This is a genomic window from Catenulispora sp. GAS73 (assembly GCF_041262085.1).
Taxonomy (GTDB): Bacteria; Actinomycetota; Actinomycetes; order Streptomycetales; family Catenulisporaceae; genus Catenulispora.
Map to the genome: position 1 here is coordinate 223,301 of NZ_JBGCCM010000015.1, position 17,970 is coordinate 241,270.

Sequence of the window (17,970 nt, forward strand, 5' to 3'; positions counted from 1 at the left end):
TCACGGCAGATACCACTGCTGCGCCTTGTTCCCGGCCACGCAAGGCTTCAGCGACAACGCGTTCGACGGCCCGTTGTCCGTCAGGCACTGCCCGGCACCCTGGTTGTTGATGTAGAACGCACCACTCGGCGTACTCGAATCCTGCGACAGCCACCACATCTGCGTCGGGGCACCCCCGCCGTGCAGCAGACTGACCTTGCCGCCACCGCCGTCGATCAGCTGGTTGGTGTCCAGCCCGTCGCCGAACTCGTAAACCGCCTGCCCACCCGAGGTCAACGCGGTCGCCTGAAAGCTCTGCCCGGTCCGCCCCGCCTGCGGCTCCACGGTCAGCTGCGCACCGTCACCGAAGATCGGCGCACCGGCCGACGTCCCGAAGACATCGATCGCATCGCTGTCCCCGACGTTGGTGATGTACCCCGACTTGTGCGGCACAGCAGCGGACGTCGACGCCGACACCGGCGGAGGCGGCACGTTGGCGGTGGACGTACCCCCCGCCGTCGCCGACGGCCGCGACGCCATCGACGACCCCGCCGAACTCGTCGACGTAGGACTCCCCGCCCCACCGCTCGACCGCCCCGGCACCGAAGCCGTCGCCGAAGGCTTCCCAGCCGCACTCGTCACCGACGAACTCACAACGATGGTCGACGTCTCCGACACCACCGACGTGACGCTCACATCCGAGGTAGAAACGGCGCCCGACGCACTAGACGTAGCCTGCGTCGCCCCGACGACAGCAGCCGTCGACGACTTGCCGTGCGAAAGCGGATAGACGACCGCGATCCCCACAACGACAACCGCACCCACAGCCGCCAGAACGATCGCCCGCCGCCGCCCGGGCTGCATCGGCCGATCCGGGAGGTCGGAGTCGGGGGCATCGGGACCATCGGCGCCGAGGACGGTGAACGAGTCCTGCGGCACCACCCGACCACTTCCCGCAGTCGCGTCATCCGCATCGACGGGATCCAGCTCGACGCCTGCGTTGAAGGAGTACAGCGGCATCGCGTGACCGGGGGCGATGTGCGGGCTCGCCTCGGCCTTCGACTCAGGCTCAGGCTCAGGCTCAGACTCAGGCGCGGGCTCGGGCTCGGGCTCGGGGACCGGGATATCAGCCGGGCTGGTTTCCTGCGGCTCGGCAGTCGCTGACGGGCTGCCCGTTTGTTGCTCGCCCGGCTCGGCCGGATCGCCTGCTTGGTTTTCGCTTTCGTCTACCGAGATCGGCGTACCGGCTGCCTGCTGCCCACGCTTGCGCCACCGACCGCCCAAACCTCCGCGCGCAGCCCCGCCAACCTCCGCCGCTTCAACAGCTCCGGCGCCGTCGCCAGCGTCCACCTCTACGCCAGCGATAAACGAGTCCTGAGGCACTACCCGCCCCGCCCCACCACGCGCCCCAGCCGTCCGCCCGCTCGCCTCGGCCGCCACGCCAGCCGCCGCGCCGCCCGCACCCCCATCGACCGCCGCCTCACCATCAGGCAGCGGCACCGTCTCGTCCCCGGCCCCACTCACCGTGAACGAAGCCCAGTCCGTACCCTCCGCCTCCGGCCGCACGGCATACGAAGCCCACGCCGGCGCGACCTCCCCCACAGATCCCGCAGCCACACCGCCACCACCACCACCAGCCGAGCTCAGCTCCGCGCCAACGCCGCCCTCGCCCTCATCGCCACCCGCATCACCACCCACATCACCCGCGCCGTCCCCGTCATCGTCCCCAACCCCCCGAGGCACCACCGTGAACGACAGAAAGTCCCCATCCACCCGCGCCCCCGCAGCACCGGCAGCCGCTGCCGCAGCCACCCCCGCGACATCCACCCCCACCTGAAAGCTGTCCCGCGGACTCCCGATCCGCGTCACCCCCGCCTCCCGCGCCCCGCGCGCCGCGAGCCGCCGCGCCGTCTCCGCCATCTCCCGCGCGCTCGCGAACCGCGCCTCGGGGTCCTTCGCCAGCGCCCGCATCACCAGCTCGCGCACCGGCTCGGACACCGTCTCCGGCAGCGGCGGCACCGGCTCCTGCAGGTGCTTCATCATGATCCCGAGCGGGGTCCCGCCGTCGAAGGGCGGCGTGCCGGTCAGGCACTCGTACGCGATCACCCCCACCGCGTACTGGTCCGCCGCGGCCGTCACCGCCGTGTGCCGCGCCTGCTCCGGCGCCGCGTACACCGCGGTGCCCAGCACCACGTCCGCCGCCGTCAGGCGGCGCGCGTCCGCGGTGCGCGCCACGCCGAAGTCCGTCACCACCACGCTGCCGCCGCGCAGCATCAGGTTCGCCGGCTTCACGTCGCGGTGCACGATCCCCTGGTCGTGCGCCGCCTGCAGCGCCTCCAGCGTCTGCGCGACCACCGTCAGCGTCGTGGCCTCCGACAGCGGGGCGCTCTCGTCCAGCAGGTCCGACAGGGGGCGCCCGGTGATCAGCTCCATCACCAGGAACGCCGTGCGCGGGTCGTCCGCCTCGCCGTAGTCGAACACCGACACGATGCCGGGGTGGCTCAGCGCCGCCAGCACCCGGGCCTCAGTGTGGAAGCGGGCGGCGAAGCCGGCGTCGTCCAACAGCGCCGGCAGCAGGATCTTGACCGCCACCTCGCGTCCCAGCACCGTGTCCAGGGCACGCCACACATCGCCCATCGACCCGCCGCCGATCCGCTGGCGCAGCTGGTACCGGCCGGCCAGGACGGTTCCCTCACCCCACATAACGCCGTTCCCCAAGAATCGTGTCGGACAGACTCAAGTCGGACTCAGTCAGACTCAAGCCATAGGTCAGAGCTTTCCAGAGGGATCCAGCGGCTGCATGGCACGCTTGCGGCGCCGGGCCAACCAAGCAGCACCGGCGACTCCCCCGGCGGACAGTATCCCGCCTCCGCCAACGGCCAAAGCCCGGCCGGTGAAATCCTGCTTCACCGGAGCCGCGGCGAACGGAAGCGGAGCCGGCACGGCAGCAGGCGGCGTGGCGGCCGGCGCCGGAGTCGACACCGAAGTCAGCGCCGCATACGGATCAACGATCCCCCACCCGTAGTGAGCATCCGGCGCCCCGGCCGCCATCCGATCAGCCGTCGCATACAACCGCTGCCGCACCTGCGCGGCCGTCAACGACGGATACCGGCTCCACACCAGCGCAGCGGTGGCCGTGACGTACGGCGCCGCGAAAGACGTCCCCAGCCCCGAAGCCAACGTCCCGTTGTCCGCCGGCCCGATCCCCAGCAGCGGCGCGTCCGAAGACCCGCCGGGAGCAGCGATCCCGACATAAGCACCGTGCTCGGAGTACGGCGTCACCGCCCGATCCGCCCCCACCGCCGCAACCGCGATCACCCCCGGATAAGCAGCCGGATACTGCGGCGGATTCCCGTCCTGCTGCGCACCGAGATTCCCCGCCGCGGCCACGATCAACACCCCGGCGGCCTGAGCGTCCCGCACCGCCGAAGCCAGATCGGGCGAGTTCGTCGAGCTCCCCGCCGACACGTTGACGATCTTCGCGCCCCGCGCCACCGCCTCCCGGATCCCCTGCGCGATCGGCGCGTCCTCGCTCTCGCACGTCTTGTACGTCCGGATCGACAGCAAGCTCACCACCGACGGCGCCAGCCCCACGATCCCCGACCCGGACCGGGCCCGCGCCGCGATGATCCCGGCGACCATCGTCCCGTGCCCGAGCGCGTCGGCCGTCGCCGGATACGTCTTCGGATCGACGAGCGACACGCTGTCCGCGACGTCCACCGCCCCAGCCAGCTGCGGCGCGCCCACATCGATCCCCGAATCGACCACCGCGACCTTGACCCGCGCCCCGGATGTCAGGGCGACGAAAGGCGCCAGATCCCCGAACCGCAAAGCCGTCTGCGCCCACGGCACCTGCGCGGTCACCGGCACAGCCTGCACCGACGGCGAGCAGTCGTCAGCCGCCGCGGAGGGCAGTCCGCCGACCGGCACGATGATGAGTCCTGCGACGAGCGCACTCAACATCCCGCAGGACAAAACCCGCCTCACGCCGCGTCCTCGCCGGCCCAAGCCGTCTGCACCACCATCGTCCCGCTCCGCCGGCTCACCAACTGCGCCCGCCCGGCCGGCAACCGCATCGGCCGCGCGTCCCCGAGGAACACCCCCTCGTCCTTGCTGCACGACAGCAACAACCCCGGCGTACTCAGCTCCCACAGACGCCGCAGCACCGGATCACTCATCCCCCGCGCCGCACCGGCCGTGGACCGCGCCAGCACCAGGTGCAGCCCGATCTCCGCGGACTGCGGCAGCAGCTCCAGCAGCGGCCCGAGCGGCGTCCCGCGGCTGCCGATCATCAGGTCGTAGTCGTCCACGACCACGTACAGCTCCGGCCCGCTCCACCAGTCCCGCAGCGGCAACCGCGCCGGCTCCACATCCGGCCCCGGCACCCGCTGCAACAGCACCGGCGTGATCTCCTTCAGCAGCTCCTCCAACGCGCCGGCCGTCACCGCGTACCCGAGCTGCTTCGACGGCGGCACCGCGTCGTGCAGCCGGCGCCGTGTGTCCGCCAGCAGAACCCTGACTTCCTTCGGCTCTGCGCGCTCGGTCACCGCCTTGGCCACCAGCCGCAGCAGGTTCGTCTTCCCGCTCTCGTTCTCCCCGAACACCATCAGGTGCGGCGTGGCGGCGAACTCGTGCAGCACCGGCTGCAACCGCGTCTCGTCCCACCCCAGCGCCACCGCGGTCCGGGACGCCGGCTGCACCAGCCGCGCGGCCGGCAGCAGCGTCGGCAGCATCCGCACCGGCGGCGCCGCCTGCCCGGGGTGCGCCTTGGTGACGTACCGCACCAGGTCCCGCGTGCCCTCGCCGAGCGTCGCGGAGTCCGGATCCCCGTCGATGCGCGGCAGCGCCGCCAGGAAGTGCAGCCGCCCCGAGGTCAGGCCGCGGCCCGGGATCGCCGGCACCTCCTTGGCCAGCGCGGCGTTCACCTCGGAGTCGATCGGGTCGCCGAGCCGCAGCTCCAGCCGGGTCCCGATGAGGTCGCGGAGCCACGGCCGCACCTCGGTCCAGCGCGCCGCGGTGATCACCAGGTGCACGCCGAAACCGAGCCCGCGCGCGGCGATGTCCTGGATCGCCGGCTCCAGTCGCTCGTAATCCTGGTGGAACGTGAACCAGCCGTCGATGACCAAGAACACATCACCGAACGGATCGTCCGGGAAGTCCCCAGCCCGCCGGCGCCGCCGGTACTCCGCCATCGACCCGACCCCGGCCGCGGCGAACGCCTGCTCGCGCTCGGCCAGCAGCATCGACACCTCGGCGACGGTCCGCGTCACCTTCTCCCCCTCCAGCCGCCCGGCGACGCCGCCGACCTGCGGCAGGTCCGACAGCGCGGTGAGCCCGCCGCCGCCGAAGTCCAGGCAGTAGAACTGGGCGTCGCGCGGGGTGTACCGCAGACTCAGGGAGCTGATCAGCGTCCGCAGCATCGTCGACTTGCCGGACAGCGGCGCGCCGACCACCGCGACGTGCCCCGCCGCCCCGGCCAGGTCCGCGACCAGCGGATCGTGCCGCTGCTCGAACGGCCGGTCGGTGACGCCGAGCACGGCCAGCAGCGTGTCGTCGGGCCCGTTCACGCCGCGCGCGGGACTGGCGGCGGCGGCCAGCGAGCCGTACCGCGTGGCCCGCGGATCCGGGTTCGGCAGCCCGCCGGTCAGCGCCGCGACCGCCTCCGGCAGCAGTGCGTCCAGGGTCGGCGGCGTGGACAGCGGCGGCAGCCAGATCCGGTGCGCCGGCCGGCCCTGCCCCTGCATCCGCGAGGCCAGGACCTGAAGCGTGGTCTCGGAGATCGGCGGGCTGGTGAACTCCTCCTCGGCCTCCGTCTCCGCCTCCTCCGTCTGCGGGGCGACGCGCGGCGCCAGGTACGACGAGCGGTACCGGATCACGTGATAGCGCCCCGAATCCTCAGCCTCCTCGCCGGACTTCGGCGGGACATATGGTGCTGACACGTATCCCGCGCGGAATCGGATCAATGGATCGGTGCCGCAGCGCAGGAATCCGTGGCCCGGGGTCGAGGGCAGGTCGTAGGCGTCGCCGACGCCGAGCACGGCCCGCGACTCGGCCACCGAGAACGTCCGCAGGCCCACGCGGTACGAGAGGTGGCCCTCCAGCGCGTGGATCCGGCCCTCATCAAGCCTCTGCGAAGCCAGCAGCAGGTGCACGCCGAGCGAGCGCCCCAGCCGGCCGATCATCACGAACAGTTCCAAGAACTCCGAGTGCGCGGCGAGCAGTTCGCTGAACTCGTCGACCACCAGGAACAGCGACGGCATCGGCGCCAGCGGCACCCCGGAGTTCCGCGCCGCCTCGTAGTCGCGCAGCGAGGCGTAGTTCCCGGCGGCCCGCAGCAGCTCCTGCCGCCGCACCATCTCGCCGTGCAGCGCCGTGTACATGCGCTTCACCAGCGGCAGCTCGTCGGCCAGGTTGGTGATCACGGCCGAGGTGTGCGGCAGCCTGTCCAGCCCCAGGAACGTCGCGCCGCCCTTGAAGTCGACGAGCACGAAGTTCAGGATCTCCGGATCGTTCCGCACCGCCATCGCCAGCACCAGCGTGCGCAGCAGCTCGCTCTTTCCGGACCCGGTGGCGCCGATGATCATGCCGTGCGGCCCGGTCCCGCCCTGCGCCGCCTCCTTGATGTCCAGCTCGGCCGGCAGCCCCTGCTCGGTGAGGCCGAGCGGGACCCGCAGCCGTTCCCGGTTCGGCCGCGGCTGCCAGGCCTGCGCCGGGTCGAGGGCGCGGGCGTCGCGGATGCCGAGCAGGCCGGTGAAGGAGATGTCACCGGTGCCGCGTCCGCCGGCGTCCCCGGCCCCGCTGACTCGCAACGGGGCGAGAATCCGTGCCGTAGCCGAAGATTCGGCGGTGCTCAAGGTCGCGGCACGTCCCAGAGGGCTGACATCCTCACCGCCGGCCCGGTCCGGGGTCACCGTCGCCAGCGCCGCGTCGGCGCCCTCCCGCGTCGCACGCAGGCGCAGCGTCGCCACCGGGACGTCCGGCCCGACGGCCGCGCCGGTCAGGTCCAGCAGCACGGCGTTGCGATAGCCGCTGCGCAGCGCACGGTGGTCGGCCGGCAGCTCGCCGCCGTCCAGCAGGATGACGGTGAACGGCTCCCGCGCGGTCGGCGCCGCGCTCGGATCGTGCGGTCCGCGCTCCCGGAAGTCGCCGGGAGAGAGCAACCGCTCCAGGTCCGCGAAGCTGTCGCTGATCAGCCGTACCCGGCCGACCGCGTCGACCTCCGAGGTGTGCAGAGCGTGCGGCAGCCACTTGACCCACTCCCAGCGCTCGCGCGTGGTGTCGCCGCAGTGCACGGCGATCCGCAGGTCCTCCGGGCTGTGGAATACCGCGAGCTGGGTGAGCAGAGCCCGCACCACCGCCCGGGTCGCCGGTCCGTCGCCGTCGAACGCCACCCGCGCGAACGCCCGCAGGTTCGCGGCGATCGGCAGGTCCGGAATGGTCTTGTAGGCCTGCAGGAACCGCCGCAGCGCGTTCGCCGACACCGGATCCAGGTCCTCGATCGGCTTGGTCTGCGGCGGCGCCATCTTCACCGCCAGCGCCATCGGCCCGGTCGCCAGCCGCACCTCGGCGAAGTCCCGGTCAGCCGGGCCGCGCTCCCACAGCCGGCCGCTCATCGCCACCGACCACAGCGCCGCCGGGTCCGGGTGCCGCCAGGCGAGCGCCTTGATCTGCGCGTCGATGTGCTTGCGCACCTGGCGCCGGTTCTGGTCCAGGTGCCGCAGGTAGTCACGGCGGTCCCCGGACAGCTTGGCCTTCTTGTCGCCGCCGCCCCGGCCGAGCTGCGTGCCGACCATGCCCAGCGAGGACACCGCCATCATGCCGCCGGCCAGATAGTTGGTGGCCCGCGCGCCGGGCTGCAGGAACATCATCGCCATGGCGCCGCTGCTGGCCGCCATCGGCAGCACCATCACGGCTTGTCCGAGCCCTCCGGACACCGGTTCGGGGATCGCCGGCGGCTCCTGGAAAGCGATCTCACCTTGAGGAAACTGCGGGGCGGGGCGACGCGGCACTGGCCGGTACTCACGGATGCTCAACGTCAGCTCTGCTTCCTCTGGCGGCCTGGTCACACGACCCGCGATAGTCGAGCACTCGTCCAGACCGGTGTGCAAAGGAAAGAAGAGCGGGACGTTGAGCATCCGAGCCACGCTGCCTGAGGCCGATCTGTGCCGCCTCTCCATCGCGACCCCCGCCAACGTGCTGGAACTGGCCCTGCCGACAGCCGTCCCGCTGGCGGACTTCCTACCAGCGGTCTTGAGCTTCGCCGGGCCCGAACTGGCCGACGCCGGCCTGGCTCACGACGGCTGGGTGCTGCAACGCGTCGGCGGCGCGCCGCTGCCGGCCGCCCGCACCCTGGCCGAGCTGCAGATCCTCGACGGCGAGACGCTGTATCTGCGGCCGCGCCGGGCCACCGCGCCGACGGCCGTCTTCGACGACGTGGTTGACGGACTGGCCACCGCTGTGCGTGAGCGCGAGGACCGGCTGCGAGAGACCGCCGGACGCTGGGCCGGACCGGTGCTCGGCGCGGTGGCGCTCACCGCCGGCACGGCGAGCGTGGCGGTCGGGTCGGGCCCGGTCGGACAGCGCGCCGGGATCGCCGGCGCGCTCGCGGCGCTGATCCTGATCGCCGCCGCGGTCGCCGGCCGGATCATGGGATCGCGCCCGACCGCGACCGCGCTGGGCGTCGCCGCCGTCGGCTGGGCCGCGCTCGGCGGCTGGCTCGCGGCGGACACCTTCGCGCACAGCGTGACGCATCCGGAATCGGCTGCCGCGCTGTGGGCCGGAGCGGCCGCGCTGCTGGCGTCGGCCGGCGCTGCGGCAGCGGTCGGTGGCGGGGCGGTGGTCGTAGGGGGGACGACCGGAAACACGGCAGCCGCTGGAAAGGGTTCGGGCGCCAAGGCCAGTGCCGCAGCAGCCGCGGCACCGCGCCGGACGCCGAGCGGGACCGCCGTGCTGGACGAGCCGGAGCTCGGCGCCAGCGGCCTGGAGCCCTTCGCCACCACGGCGATCGTCGCCGTCGGCACGATCGTGGCCGGGGCGCTGGGCGTCGGGTTCCACCGCGCACTGTCGCAGACCGCTGTGATCGCCGCGGTGCTCGGGCTCGGCTTCGTCCTGGCGGTCCCCAGGCTCGCGTTCCGCCTTGCCGGGCAACGGCTTCCGGCTCTGCCCGCCACCGCCGAGCGCATCCAGGTCGACCTGCCCGCCCGGAACCAGGCCGACCTGTGGGAGACCTCGGCGCGGGTGGACCGGCTCATCGGCGCCTTCCTGCTCGGCACCGGAGTGCTCGCCGCCGGCGGGGCGGCTCTGAGCGCCGGACACGGTGTACTCGGCGCGATCGCCGCCGCCGATCTCGGCCTCGCGTTCTTGCTGCGAGCGCGCGTGTTCGCGCGGACCGCCCTCAAGCTGCTGATGCAGACCGCGGGCATGCTCGCGCTCGCCGGAGCCGCCTGGCGCGCCTCCGCCGCCGCGCACACCCACAGCGCGGTCGCCACCACCGCCGGGATCGCCGTCGCCACGTTGGTGGTCGGGCTGATCGCGGCCTCGGTGGGGCCGAAGCCGCAGACCGACGACCCGCCGTACGCGGCGCGCGCCGCCGACATCTCCGAGTATTTCGTGCTGACCGCGCTGGTGCCGTTGGCGCTCGGGGTGCTCGGCGCCTTCGGCTGGGCGCGCGGACTGGCGGGCTGAGCCGTGGCGACTCGGCGGCAGGAGCTTCAGGCCCACAAGTTCATGGTGCGGCGGCTGACCGCGGGGCTGGTCGGCGGGGACGCGGGCACCGCGCAGCCGCCGGCGGCGCGGCTGAAGGCCGGGCTGTTCCTCGGGACGGCGGCCGGGGTGCTGGGGATCGGCGGGGCGGCGGTGGTCGGGCTGATCTCGCCGAAGGCCGATTCCTCGTGGCAGGACGGGCAGTCGGTGGTCGTGGAGCAGGGTACTTACAATCAGTACCTTTACACGGGCGGCGTGCTGCACCAGGTGCTCAACCAGGCTTCGGCGATGCTGGCGCTGCCGAAGTACGCGGTGCGCACCGTGCCGGCGTCGGCGCTGAAGGACGTGCCGCGCGGGACTCCGGTGGGGATCATCGGCGCGCCCGCGGACGTCCCGAGTCCCTCGGCGCTGGTCGGCGGCCCGTGGACGGTGTGCTCCTCGGCCGGCGCGGACGGCAGGGCCCAGGTCTCCGCCGCACTCGGCGTGGAGGTCGCGGGGACTGAGGTGGCCGACGGCCAGGCGGGCTATGTCGGCGTCGACGACGGTGGCGTCAACGGCGCGCGTTACCTGGTCTGGGGCGGCAAGCGGCATCTGCTGAAGGCTCCCCTGCCCCTGATGACGGCTTTCCAAATGGCTGCGGCGCAGCCGACGATCGTCGGAGCGGCCTGGCTCAACGCGGTGCCCGCCGGGTCGGACATCGCGCCGCTGAGCGTCGGTGCGCGCACGGCTTCCGGCGCTCTGGGGACCGTCGGGGACCTGTACACCTACCAGGACGCGAGCGGCAGCTACGAGTACGTGGTCACCGCACAGGGCCTGACCCCGGTGACCCCGACGCAGGCCGCGTTGTTGCGGGCCGGGGGCTCCCCGGCGCCGCAGCCGCTCGACCCGAACCGGCTGGTGGCGGCCAAGGAGCAGAACCAGGTGACCGCCGCGCTGCCGGGCGACCTGCCCGCCGCGCTGCCGACGCTCGCGGTCGGCTCCGGCCTGACCGGCGCCACCAGCGGCACGAGCGCGGTGTGCGTCGAGGAGACGCCGGGCACCGACGCGGCGGCGACCCCGGTGTACCGGATCCGGTCGGTCACCGCGGCCGCCGTGGACGCCGCCGGAGCGTGGAGCGCCACCGACGGCACGAACGGCCACGCGGACCGCGTCCTGGTACGGCCGGGCGACGGCGCGCTCGCCACCTCGACGTCCGGCGGCGTAGCTCAACTGGTGACCGCCGCCGGCGCCCGCTTCCCGGTGGCGTCCAAGGACGACCTCGGCCGCCTCGGCTACGCGTCGGCGGCCCCGACGCCGGTCCCGGCCACGATCCTCGACCTCTTCCCCGAAGGACCCGCGCTCGACGCGGCTGACGCCCGTACACCTAGGCCCGCTACCGTGTCAGCGCCATGATCGGCCCGACACCAGCGAGGAGGAAGCGCCGATGGCGGACGACGACCAGACCGAGCGCGACACGGTTCCCCTGCCCGACGCCGAGAACCCGGCCCCGGAGGTGCCACCCGCGCACGGCCACCTGATCGGCGCCTCAGCGACAAGCGGTCCCGGCGCCACCAGGCCGATAGCGAGTCCGTTCCAGATCGCGCCTCCCGGTGCGGACGCCGATGCCGATGACGTTGCCGATGACGCCGATGTCGACAGCATCGCCGTCACCAGTTCGCGCACCGGCGGCGAAGCCGTTCCGGACGACGACGTCGAGCTCGAAGTCCCCGACAATCGCAGCCGACTGCCGGCCGACCCGCGGGCGCGCACCGTGCGGCTTTCTCCGGTCGGAGCGTCGGGACGTTCCAAGGGCCTCATAGCGGCGGCAGTCGCCGGTGTCCTGGTGGTCGGCGGCGCGGTCGCCGCGACCGTCGGCGGCAGCTCGGGCAAGGCCTCGGACAAGTCGGCGGCGCCGACCGCCGGCCTGATCGGCGAGCAGGTCTCCGGCAGCGGCGACGGCGGTTACGCCAGCAGCTCCGCCAGCGGATCCCCGTGGGTGTGGCAGACAGGCCAGTCGACGGCCAAGTACCCCGGCGCCACCACCGGGTCCACGTCGGCGCCCGGCGCGCCGAAGCCCACTGGCAGTTCGTCGGTGCACGGCACCACGCAGTCCTCGGGGCCGGGCATGCCGCAGCGCAGTTCCTCCGCGTCCGGAGTCCCGTCCGCCCCGGTGCCGCCGGTCTCGTCGTCCGCCGGCGGGCCCGTGGCCCCGCCGTCCGGACCGCCGTCGGCGACCGTCACGTTGGTGGCCGGTCCGGGCTGCCCCGGCCTGCCCGGCGGCGGCTACGACGCCGTGGGGTCCGGCTCCGGATCAGGCTGGAGCGACAACAGCAGCGGCGGCTGGAGCAGCGACGGCTGCAACGGCAAGATGCAGTCGATGCCGATGACCGGCGATTCGAGCAACGGCAGCAACCGCGCGCTGTGGTCCTTCGGCAGCGGTACCGCGGGGTTCGCGTCCTGCGCCGTGAGCGTCTACGTGCCCTGGGACGGCAAGGCCACCGACACTGGCGGCACCGCGGCGGAGTACCAGGTCTCCGAGGGCGCCGCCGACACCTATGTGACCAGTTTCACGGTGAACCAGAACACGACGCACGGGCAGTGGGTCCCGCTGGGGACGGTCAACGTCGGCGGCAACACGGTCAAACTCCGGTTGCTAGACCACGGCGTCGACTTCCCCACCGCTTGGCGCTACGGAATCTCGGCGGCCAAGCTCCAGTGCACGGCCTGAACGGCCCCTGTGTTCTTCACGACGTGGGCTGACCCGGCGAGTGGGGCACGCCGGGTCGCCTCACGCGGCCGTCAGCCGGTGGAACGACTCCGGCGTCACCATCCGGTAGCCGACCCCGCGCACCGTGGAGATCAGCCCGGGCAGCGCGATCTTCGCCCGGAGCGAGGCCACGTGCACCTCCAGCGAGCGCTCCGCGCCCTCCCAGCCGGCCGGCCACAGCGCGCTGATCAGCTCCTCGCGCGGCACCGCGCGGCCGAGCTGCCGCATCAGCGCGACCAGCAGCTGGTACTCCTTGGGGCGCAGGTCGACGCGGGTGCCGTGGACCGTGACCGCGCGCGAGTCCTCGACCACGACCAGCGGCCCGGCGGTCAGCCGGCTCGGCGGGCCCACCGGGACCGGCGGCGCCGGCTGTTCGCGGCCCGGCGCGACGGCCAGCCGCAGCCGCGCGGCCAGCTCCTGCAGGCCGAAGGGCTGGACCGCGTAGTCGTCGATCCCCGCCTCGTGACCGCGCAACCAGGCCTGCAGGTCCACGCGCTGCGTCACCGCGATGATCGGGGCCTGGGTGCGGCGCCGCAGCCGGCGGCAGTACGCCAGCACCTCGTTGTCGATCACGCCGCAGTCCAGCAGCACCACATCCGCCGCGACCCGCGGATCGGCGTCCGCGTCGGTCTCACGCACCTCGAACCCGAGGATCGCCAGACCGCCGCTGACCGTACGGCTGCGCCGACGGCCCAGGCCGGTCACCAGAACTCTCATGAGACCACTTTCGCGTGTGGCTCACCATTTGCTCAACATCTCACTGACGCCCCCTTGTTGGGCATCCTCGGCGGCTGCTGGGATTCCAACGACGACCGCCAGGAACGATCAGACAACAGGAGCCCCCGATGGTGGACCCGACACTCCAGCACGAACACGAAGCGATGGCCCGGGCGGCTGGCGAGTTCTCGTCCGCCCTGGACGATCTGAACTCCTACGTCGCGCCGGTCCGCGCCGACCACGAGGCGATGCAGTGGCAGAGCGACGCGGCGACCAAGTACCGCGAGCTGTTCGACGAGTGGCTGATCCAGTTCGGCGACATCTGCAAGGCGCTGGAGACCATGCGCGAGGTGCTCGGCGCGAGCGCCAAGGACTACGCGGACAACGAGGCGTGGGCGGTGGACGCCGTCAAGACGATCAGCGGCGGCGGGAACGACTACACGGCGGCTCAGAGGGCTCTGCTGGGCATGTGATCCGCCCTCGTGACCCTGTAGTACGCCGACCCCTTCCCGCACAGCCACCACCGACGCACCGCTAGGAGACCGTAATGGCTTTCGTCGCCAACACCGACAACATGGCCCAGCTCGTCAGCACCCTGGGCACCGCCAGCAAGAACATCGAGGACCGCCTGGTCGCGCTGCAGTCCTACGGCGACCGTCTGAAGTCGACGTGGACCGGCCCGGCCGGCGACGAGTACGAGGCGCAGAAGGCGAACTGGGACCGCGCCGCGAACTCGATGAACGAGCTGCTGTCGCACTTCGGCGTGAAGCTGAACGACATCACCGACAGCATCGTGCACACCGAGAACACGGCCACCAAGCGGTGGCAGACCATGGGCCACTGAGAACCCTGATTCCCGAGCGGGTCCGTGAGCGCGAGAGTTAGGAGAGGGTTGTGACCACCGATTCCGGCGACAGCTGGAACGTCGGCTCCCACACCGCCATCCCGGGGCCGACCATCGGCACCGTGGCGGCCGACGCCGACGCCATCCGGGCCCTGGCCCAGTGGTTCTCGGACACGCTGACCGCCGACGGCGGGCTGTTCACCGCCGGGCCCTCGTGGCTGGTGGACTGTTCGGCGACCGGCGGCTACGCCGGCGCGCCGCTGCGCTACGACCTGTACGCCGGGCGCAGCTCCGGCAAGGGCAGCGCGATGGCCGGGCCGGACGTCACCGCGGTCGGGATCCTGCCCGGCTACGCCAAGGACGACAGCTACATCCCGAGCGCGTACAACCTGAAGAACACCGTCGACACGCAGCTGTCGACGATGTACACGAAGCTGATCCAGGACCCGAACAGCACGCAGATGTCGGACGGCAACCTCCACACGATGGTGTCGATGCTGGCCGACACGCTGAAGAAGGTCGCCGACGACTACGACAAGGGCGACCAGCAGATCGAGACCGACCTGCAGGCTCTGGGCAGCGCGTTGCAGGACAACCTGAGCAATTACCTGAACAACCATGGCGGGACCGGTAACGGGAACGGCAATGGCAATGGCAATGGCAACGGGAATGGCCACGGCAACGGAAACGGGGGCTCGTGATGGCCGACCAATACACACCGCCCCCGAAGAAGAGCGCGCCGCCGCCGCCGAAGGTCACCAGCACGACGTCCACCAGCTCCAGCTCGAACTGCAGCTACACGCTGAGCGTCACGGTCGGCAACCCACCCGGCTCCAGCGACCGGCACGACGACACCACGGCGCCGTCCACCGGTAAGGGCTTCGCGGGCTACACGTGGAACCAGGCCATCACGGCGATCGTCGGCGGCTGCGGCGACGGCTCGTACGGCGCACTGCCGCCGGAGGGGACCTGGGCCAAGCCGCTGACGCTGGAGACGGCGCATTACGCGATCCTGACCATCCGCACGATGCTCGACAACTACGTGACCGCGGTCAACGCCGCTCGCGACAGCATTCTGCAGAGCTGGAAGGGGCCGGCGGCCGACGCGTTCAAGACGACGCTGAAGGCGTTCACGGACTACGTCACCGCGCTGTCGACGGAGATGCACAAGTACAACGAGGCGGGCCCGAACAACCTGCTGCACATCGCGCACATGAACCAGGCGATGGGGGACGCGGCGGCGTTCATCTGGTCCGGCTCCACCTACGAGGACGGCCACGACCGGAACACCCCGGTGACGCTGAGCGGAGACCTGAGCTACACCGGCACGATGCTCGGCGCCGGCGACGCGATGGTGCAGGCCTACGACGCGGCGCTGACCGCACTCAACGAGTAGCCATGGTCTTCTTCAACATCACGAACGCGAAGTACAAGGACCCGAACATCACCGCCGGCCCCGACGGGGGCGGTGGCAACGGCGGGGGTGGCAACGGCGGCGGCGATGGAGGCGGAGGTGGCGGCGGCGGAGGCGGAGGCGGCGACCTCGGTGGAGGTGGCGGCGGCAACCTTGGCGGCGGCGGAGGCGGCGGCTCGGGCAACTTCGGCGGCGGAGGCGGCGGTCTGGGCGGCGGCCTCGGCGGCAACAAGAACCTGCTCGGCGGCGGAGGCTCCGGCAGCTTCGGCGGCGGGAGCGGTGGCGGCGGCCTCGGCGGAGGCGGCGGCCTGGGCAACTTCGGCGGCGGCAGCGGCGGCGGCTCCGGAAGCTTCGGCGGAGGCGGCGGCCTCGGTGGCGGCCTTGGCGGAGGCGGCCTGGGCGGCGGTGGCCTCGGCGGCTCCGGCAAGTTCGGCGGCGGCGACACCTTCACCCCACCCCCGAACAGCCTCCTGTCCGGCATCCGTCCCCCGCAGTCCGAGTTCTCCTCCCTCCCCCGCGACGGTTTCAGCACCGGCGGCGGCGGAGGCGGCAGCAGCACCTTCGGCAGCGGAGGCTTCGGCCCCGGCGCCCTGGGCAGCCTCGGCCCAGGAGGCCCCGGCTCCGGCCCCGGCAGCGCCGGCAACTTCACCGGCACCAACGGCCCCACCACCCTGGACCCCAACGCCGCCGACCTGGCCGCCAAAACCGCAGCCGACGAAGCAGCCGCAGCCCGCAACACCGAAGGCGCCACCGGCGCCATGCCCCCGATGGGCGGCATGGGCGGCATGGGCAGCGGAGCCCCCGGCCAGAACAAAGAACGCGAACACAACACCTGGCTCACCGAAGACGAAGAAGTCTGGGGCGCCCACAGCGACGCCCCCGGCGGCACCCTCGGCACCCTCCCCGACCCCACCCCCCGCCGATGACCCGCACCCCGACCCGCGGCCCGGCCCCCACCCGGGCCGCGACCCCGGCGTGCCCGCACGCCGCACACGCGGCACGCGGTACGGCGCCCAGGCCGCAACGCGCACCAGCTCTCCGCGCGAGCCTCGCCGGCTGCTCACACCCGGAGTTGCCGCGCGCGCCGAAGCACCGACCGCACACCGCAGCCTGCTACTGCTCGCGATCTGCTCACCGCGGCGAGCCCGGCCGCTCGCGCGCCATGGCGCCCGCGCCGCAAGCCTCACCGTCCGTCCGCGCGAGCCTCGCCCGCTGCTCACACCCGGGCTCGCCGCGCGCGCCGAAGCACCGACCGCACACCGCAGCCTGCTGCCACTCGCCATCGGCTCACCGCGGCGAGCCCGGCTGTTCACACCAGGAGTTGCCACGCGCGCCGAAGCACCAGCCGCACGCCGCAACCCGCTGCTGCTCGCCATCTGCTCACCTCGGCGAGCCCGGCCGCTCGCGCGCCATGGCGCCCGCGCCGCAAGCCTCACCGTCCCTCCGCGCGAGCCGCGCCGGCTGCTCACACCGGGCATTGCCGCTCGTGCCGAAGCACCAGCCGCACACCGCAGCCTGCTGCTACTCGCCATCCGCTCACCTCGCCGAACCCAGCCGCTCGCGCCCCACCAGAAACGCCGCGCAGCCGCAGCCCGCACCAGTTCCCTGCGACAACCTCAGCGTCGGCGCGTACCAGGCATCACCATCTGCTCGCCGCGCCGAGCGCAGCTACTCTTGCCCCGCCAGCGCCCGCGACCAGCTCCTGGTTTCGCCGGGCATAGCTGAGCTCCCGCCCGAACTCCCCCTCCCCACCGAAGGCCGCCCATGACCGCCGCCGACCAAGTCCCCCCGGGCCATCCGAGCCTGGCGTTCGACCGGGCGAAGCTCGCGGAGCTGGTCGCCGACTCCGAGCGGCGGATGGCGGTTATCGCCGATGCGCAGCGGCGGGTGGCGGAGCTCGCGGTCAGTGTGCGGTCGCGGGATCGGTCGGTGAGCGTGGGGTTGGGGGCCGGCGGCGCGGTGACCGAGCTCACCTTTCACACCACCGCATATCGCGACATGGCGCCGGCCGAGCTTTCGCGCATGCTGCTCGACACCGTCGCGGCGGCGCGGGCTGAGTATGCGGCGCAGGTCGCTGAGGCGATGGCGCCGGTGCGGGAGGGTGCTGTGCTGCCTTTCGAGGACATCATGGCCGGCAAGTTCGACATCTCCGAGTTCCTGCGTGGGGGTCCGTCATGACCGAGATCCAGGCTGATCCCGACGACCTGGAGCGGCACGGCAAGGCCTTCGACGGCCACGTCGCCGACATGTCCTCCGTCCACGACGAGCTCTACGCCCTGCTCGCCGGGGACATCGGCATCGGCAACGACGACTTCAGCCGGGGCTTCCGCGAGAACTACGTCACGCAGGTCCGCAACCTCGCCGACAACGTCCGCGACGCACGCGACGGCGTCCAGGGCATCAGCCTGGGCATGGTCAAGATGGCCGCCGACTACCGCGCGACCGACGACGCCTCGCTGCGCGGCGTCACCAACCTCGGCTCCGGCCTCGGCCTCCCGCCGAGCACCGGCACCGGCAGCGGCTCAGGCACCGGCATCCCCCACACCACCCCCCACCCAGAACCCTGAC

14 protein-coding genes are annotated in these 17,970 nt (G+C 72.5%); 10 read left to right on the forward strand and 4 right to left on the reverse strand.

Annotated features, from left to right (window positions below):
* From ABH935_RS23720 to eccCa, 3 genes are all read right to left on the reverse strand, one after another.
* A complete protein-coding gene (locus tag ABH935_RS23720) occupies nt 1–2,682 on the reverse strand; it encodes a protein kinase (protein WP_370380110.1) in 2,682 nt (893 codons plus the stop codon).
* Between the two features lie 66 nt (nt 2,683–2,748).
* A complete protein-coding gene (locus ABH935_RS23725; protein ID WP_370380111.1) occupies nt 2,749–3,966 on the reverse strand; it encodes a S8 family serine peptidase in 1,218 nt (405 codons plus the stop codon).
* Nucleotides 3,963–8,114, reverse strand: a complete 4,152-nt coding sequence (gene eccCa / locus ABH935_RS23730) for a type VII secretion protein EccCa (protein ID WP_370380112.1) — start codon at nt 8,112–8,114, stop codon at nt 3,963–3,965. The genes ABH935_RS23725 and eccCa overlap by 4 nt, the downstream gene beginning before the upstream one ends.
* Here eccCa and eccD point away from each other — a divergent pair.
* From eccD to ABH935_RS23745, 3 genes are read left to right on the forward strand one after another with little or no spacing between them, the layout of a single operon-like run.
* Nucleotides 8,107–9,663: a type VII secretion integral membrane protein EccD gene (gene eccD, locus ABH935_RS23735; protein ID WP_370380113.1), complete on the forward strand. Its 1,557-nt coding sequence runs from the start codon at nt 8,107–8,109 to the stop codon at nt 9,661–9,663. The genes eccCa and eccD overlap by 8 nt on opposite strands.
* A gap of 3 nt (nt 9,664–9,666) precedes the next feature.
* Nucleotides 9,667–11,073 (forward strand): type VII secretion protein EccB, encoded by a 1,407-nt coding sequence (gene eccB / locus ABH935_RS23740; protein WP_370380114.1) that lies wholly within the window; start codon nt 9,667–9,669, stop codon nt 11,071–11,073.
* A gap of 31 nt (nt 11,074–11,104) precedes the next feature.
* Nucleotides 11,105–12,388 carry a hypothetical protein gene (locus tag ABH935_RS23745; protein ID WP_370380115.1) on the forward strand — a complete coding sequence of 428 codons (1,284 nt, stop codon included), beginning with the start codon at nt 11,105–11,107 and terminating at the stop codon, nt 12,386–12,388.
* A 60-nt stretch (nt 12,389–12,448) separates the two neighbouring features.
* Here ABH935_RS23745 and ABH935_RS23750 read toward each other — a convergent pair whose 3' ends face one another.
* A complete protein-coding gene (locus ABH935_RS23750) occupies nt 12,449–13,144 on the reverse strand; it encodes a response regulator transcription factor (RefSeq protein WP_370380116.1) in 696 nt (231 codons plus the stop codon).
* A gap of 128 nt (nt 13,145–13,272) precedes the next feature.
* On the opposite strand from ABH935_RS23750, the gene ABH935_RS23755 reads away from it, so the two are divergent.
* From ABH935_RS23755 to ABH935_RS23785, 7 genes are all read left to right on the forward strand, one after another.
* The gene (locus tag ABH935_RS23755) at nt 13,273–13,617 is read left to right on the forward strand and encodes a WXG100 family type VII secretion target (RefSeq protein ID WP_370349280.1); all 345 of its coding nucleotides are present in this window, start codon (nt 13,273–13,275) and stop codon (nt 13,615–13,617) included.
* Between the two features lie 74 nt (nt 13,618–13,691).
* Nucleotides 13,692–13,988 carry a WXG100 family type VII secretion target gene (locus ABH935_RS23760; protein WP_194921713.1) on the forward strand — a complete coding sequence of 99 codons (297 nt, stop codon included), beginning with the start codon at nt 13,692–13,694 and terminating at the stop codon, nt 13,986–13,988.
* 50 nt (nt 13,989–14,038) lie between these two features.
* The gene (locus tag ABH935_RS23765; protein WP_370380117.1) at nt 14,039–14,689 is read left to right on the forward strand and encodes a hypothetical protein; all 651 of its coding nucleotides are present in this window, start codon (nt 14,039–14,041) and stop codon (nt 14,687–14,689) included.
* Complete coding sequence (locus tag ABH935_RS23770; RefSeq protein WP_370380118.1) at nt 14,689–15,384, forward strand: hypothetical protein; 696 nt, start codon at nt 14,689–14,691, stop codon at nt 15,382–15,384. Before ABH935_RS23765 ends, ABH935_RS23770 begins: the two co-directional genes overlap by 1 nt.
* A 2-nt stretch (nt 15,385–15,386) precedes the next feature.
* Nucleotides 15,387–16,328, forward strand: a complete 942-nt coding sequence (locus ABH935_RS23775) for a hypothetical protein (protein WP_370380119.1) — start codon at nt 15,387–15,389, stop codon at nt 16,326–16,328.
* A gap of 838 nt (nt 16,329–17,166) precedes the next feature.
* Nucleotides 17,167–17,580: a YbaB/EbfC family nucleoid-associated protein gene (locus ABH935_RS23780; RefSeq protein ID WP_370380120.1), complete on the forward strand. Its 414-nt coding sequence runs from the start codon at nt 17,167–17,169 to the stop codon at nt 17,578–17,580.
* A complete protein-coding gene (locus ABH935_RS23785) occupies nt 17,577–17,969 on the forward strand; it encodes a WXG100 family type VII secretion target (RefSeq protein WP_370380121.1) in 393 nt (130 codons plus the stop codon). The genes ABH935_RS23780 and ABH935_RS23785 overlap by 4 nt, the downstream gene beginning before the upstream one ends.
* The last annotated feature ends 1 nt before the right edge of the window (nt 17,970 follow it).

Excerpts from the sequence above, each read along its gene's own strand:
- ABH935_RS23785 (WP_370380121.1), top strand. The coding sequence starts at position 17,577 with ATGACCGAGATCCAGGCTGATCCCGACGACCTGGAGCGGCACGGCAAG.
- ABH935_RS23720 (WP_370380110.1), bottom strand. The coding sequence starts at position 2,682 with ATGTGGGGTGAGGGAACCGTCCTGGCCGGCCGGTACCAGCTGCGCCAG.
- ABH935_RS23770 (WP_370380118.1), top strand. The coding sequence starts at position 14,689 with ATGGCCGACCAATACACACCGCCCCCGAAGAAGAGCGCGCCGCCGCCG.
- ABH935_RS23775 (WP_370380119.1), top strand. The coding sequence starts at position 15,387 with ATGGTCTTCTTCAACATCACGAACGCGAAGTACAAGGACCCGAACATC.
- ABH935_RS23750 (WP_370380116.1), bottom strand. The coding sequence starts at position 13,144 with ATGAGAGTTCTGGTGACCGGCCTGGGCCGTCGGCGCAGCCGTACGGTC.
- ABH935_RS23760 (WP_194921713.1), top strand. The coding sequence starts at position 13,692 with ATGGCTTTCGTCGCCAACACCGACAACATGGCCCAGCTCGTCAGCACC.
- ABH935_RS23755 (WP_370349280.1), top strand. The coding sequence starts at position 13,273 with ATGGTGGACCCGACACTCCAGCACGAACACGAAGCGATGGCCCGGGCG.
- ABH935_RS23780 (WP_370380120.1), top strand. The coding sequence starts at position 17,167 with ATGACCGCCGCCGACCAAGTCCCCCCGGGCCATCCGAGCCTGGCGTTC.
- ABH935_RS23745 (WP_370380115.1), top strand. The coding sequence starts at position 11,105 with ATGGCGGACGACGACCAGACCGAGCGCGACACGGTTCCCCTGCCCGAC.
- eccCa (WP_370380112.1), bottom strand. The coding sequence starts at position 8,114 with ATGCTCAACGTCCCGCTCTTCTTTCCTTTGCACACCGGTCTGGACGAG.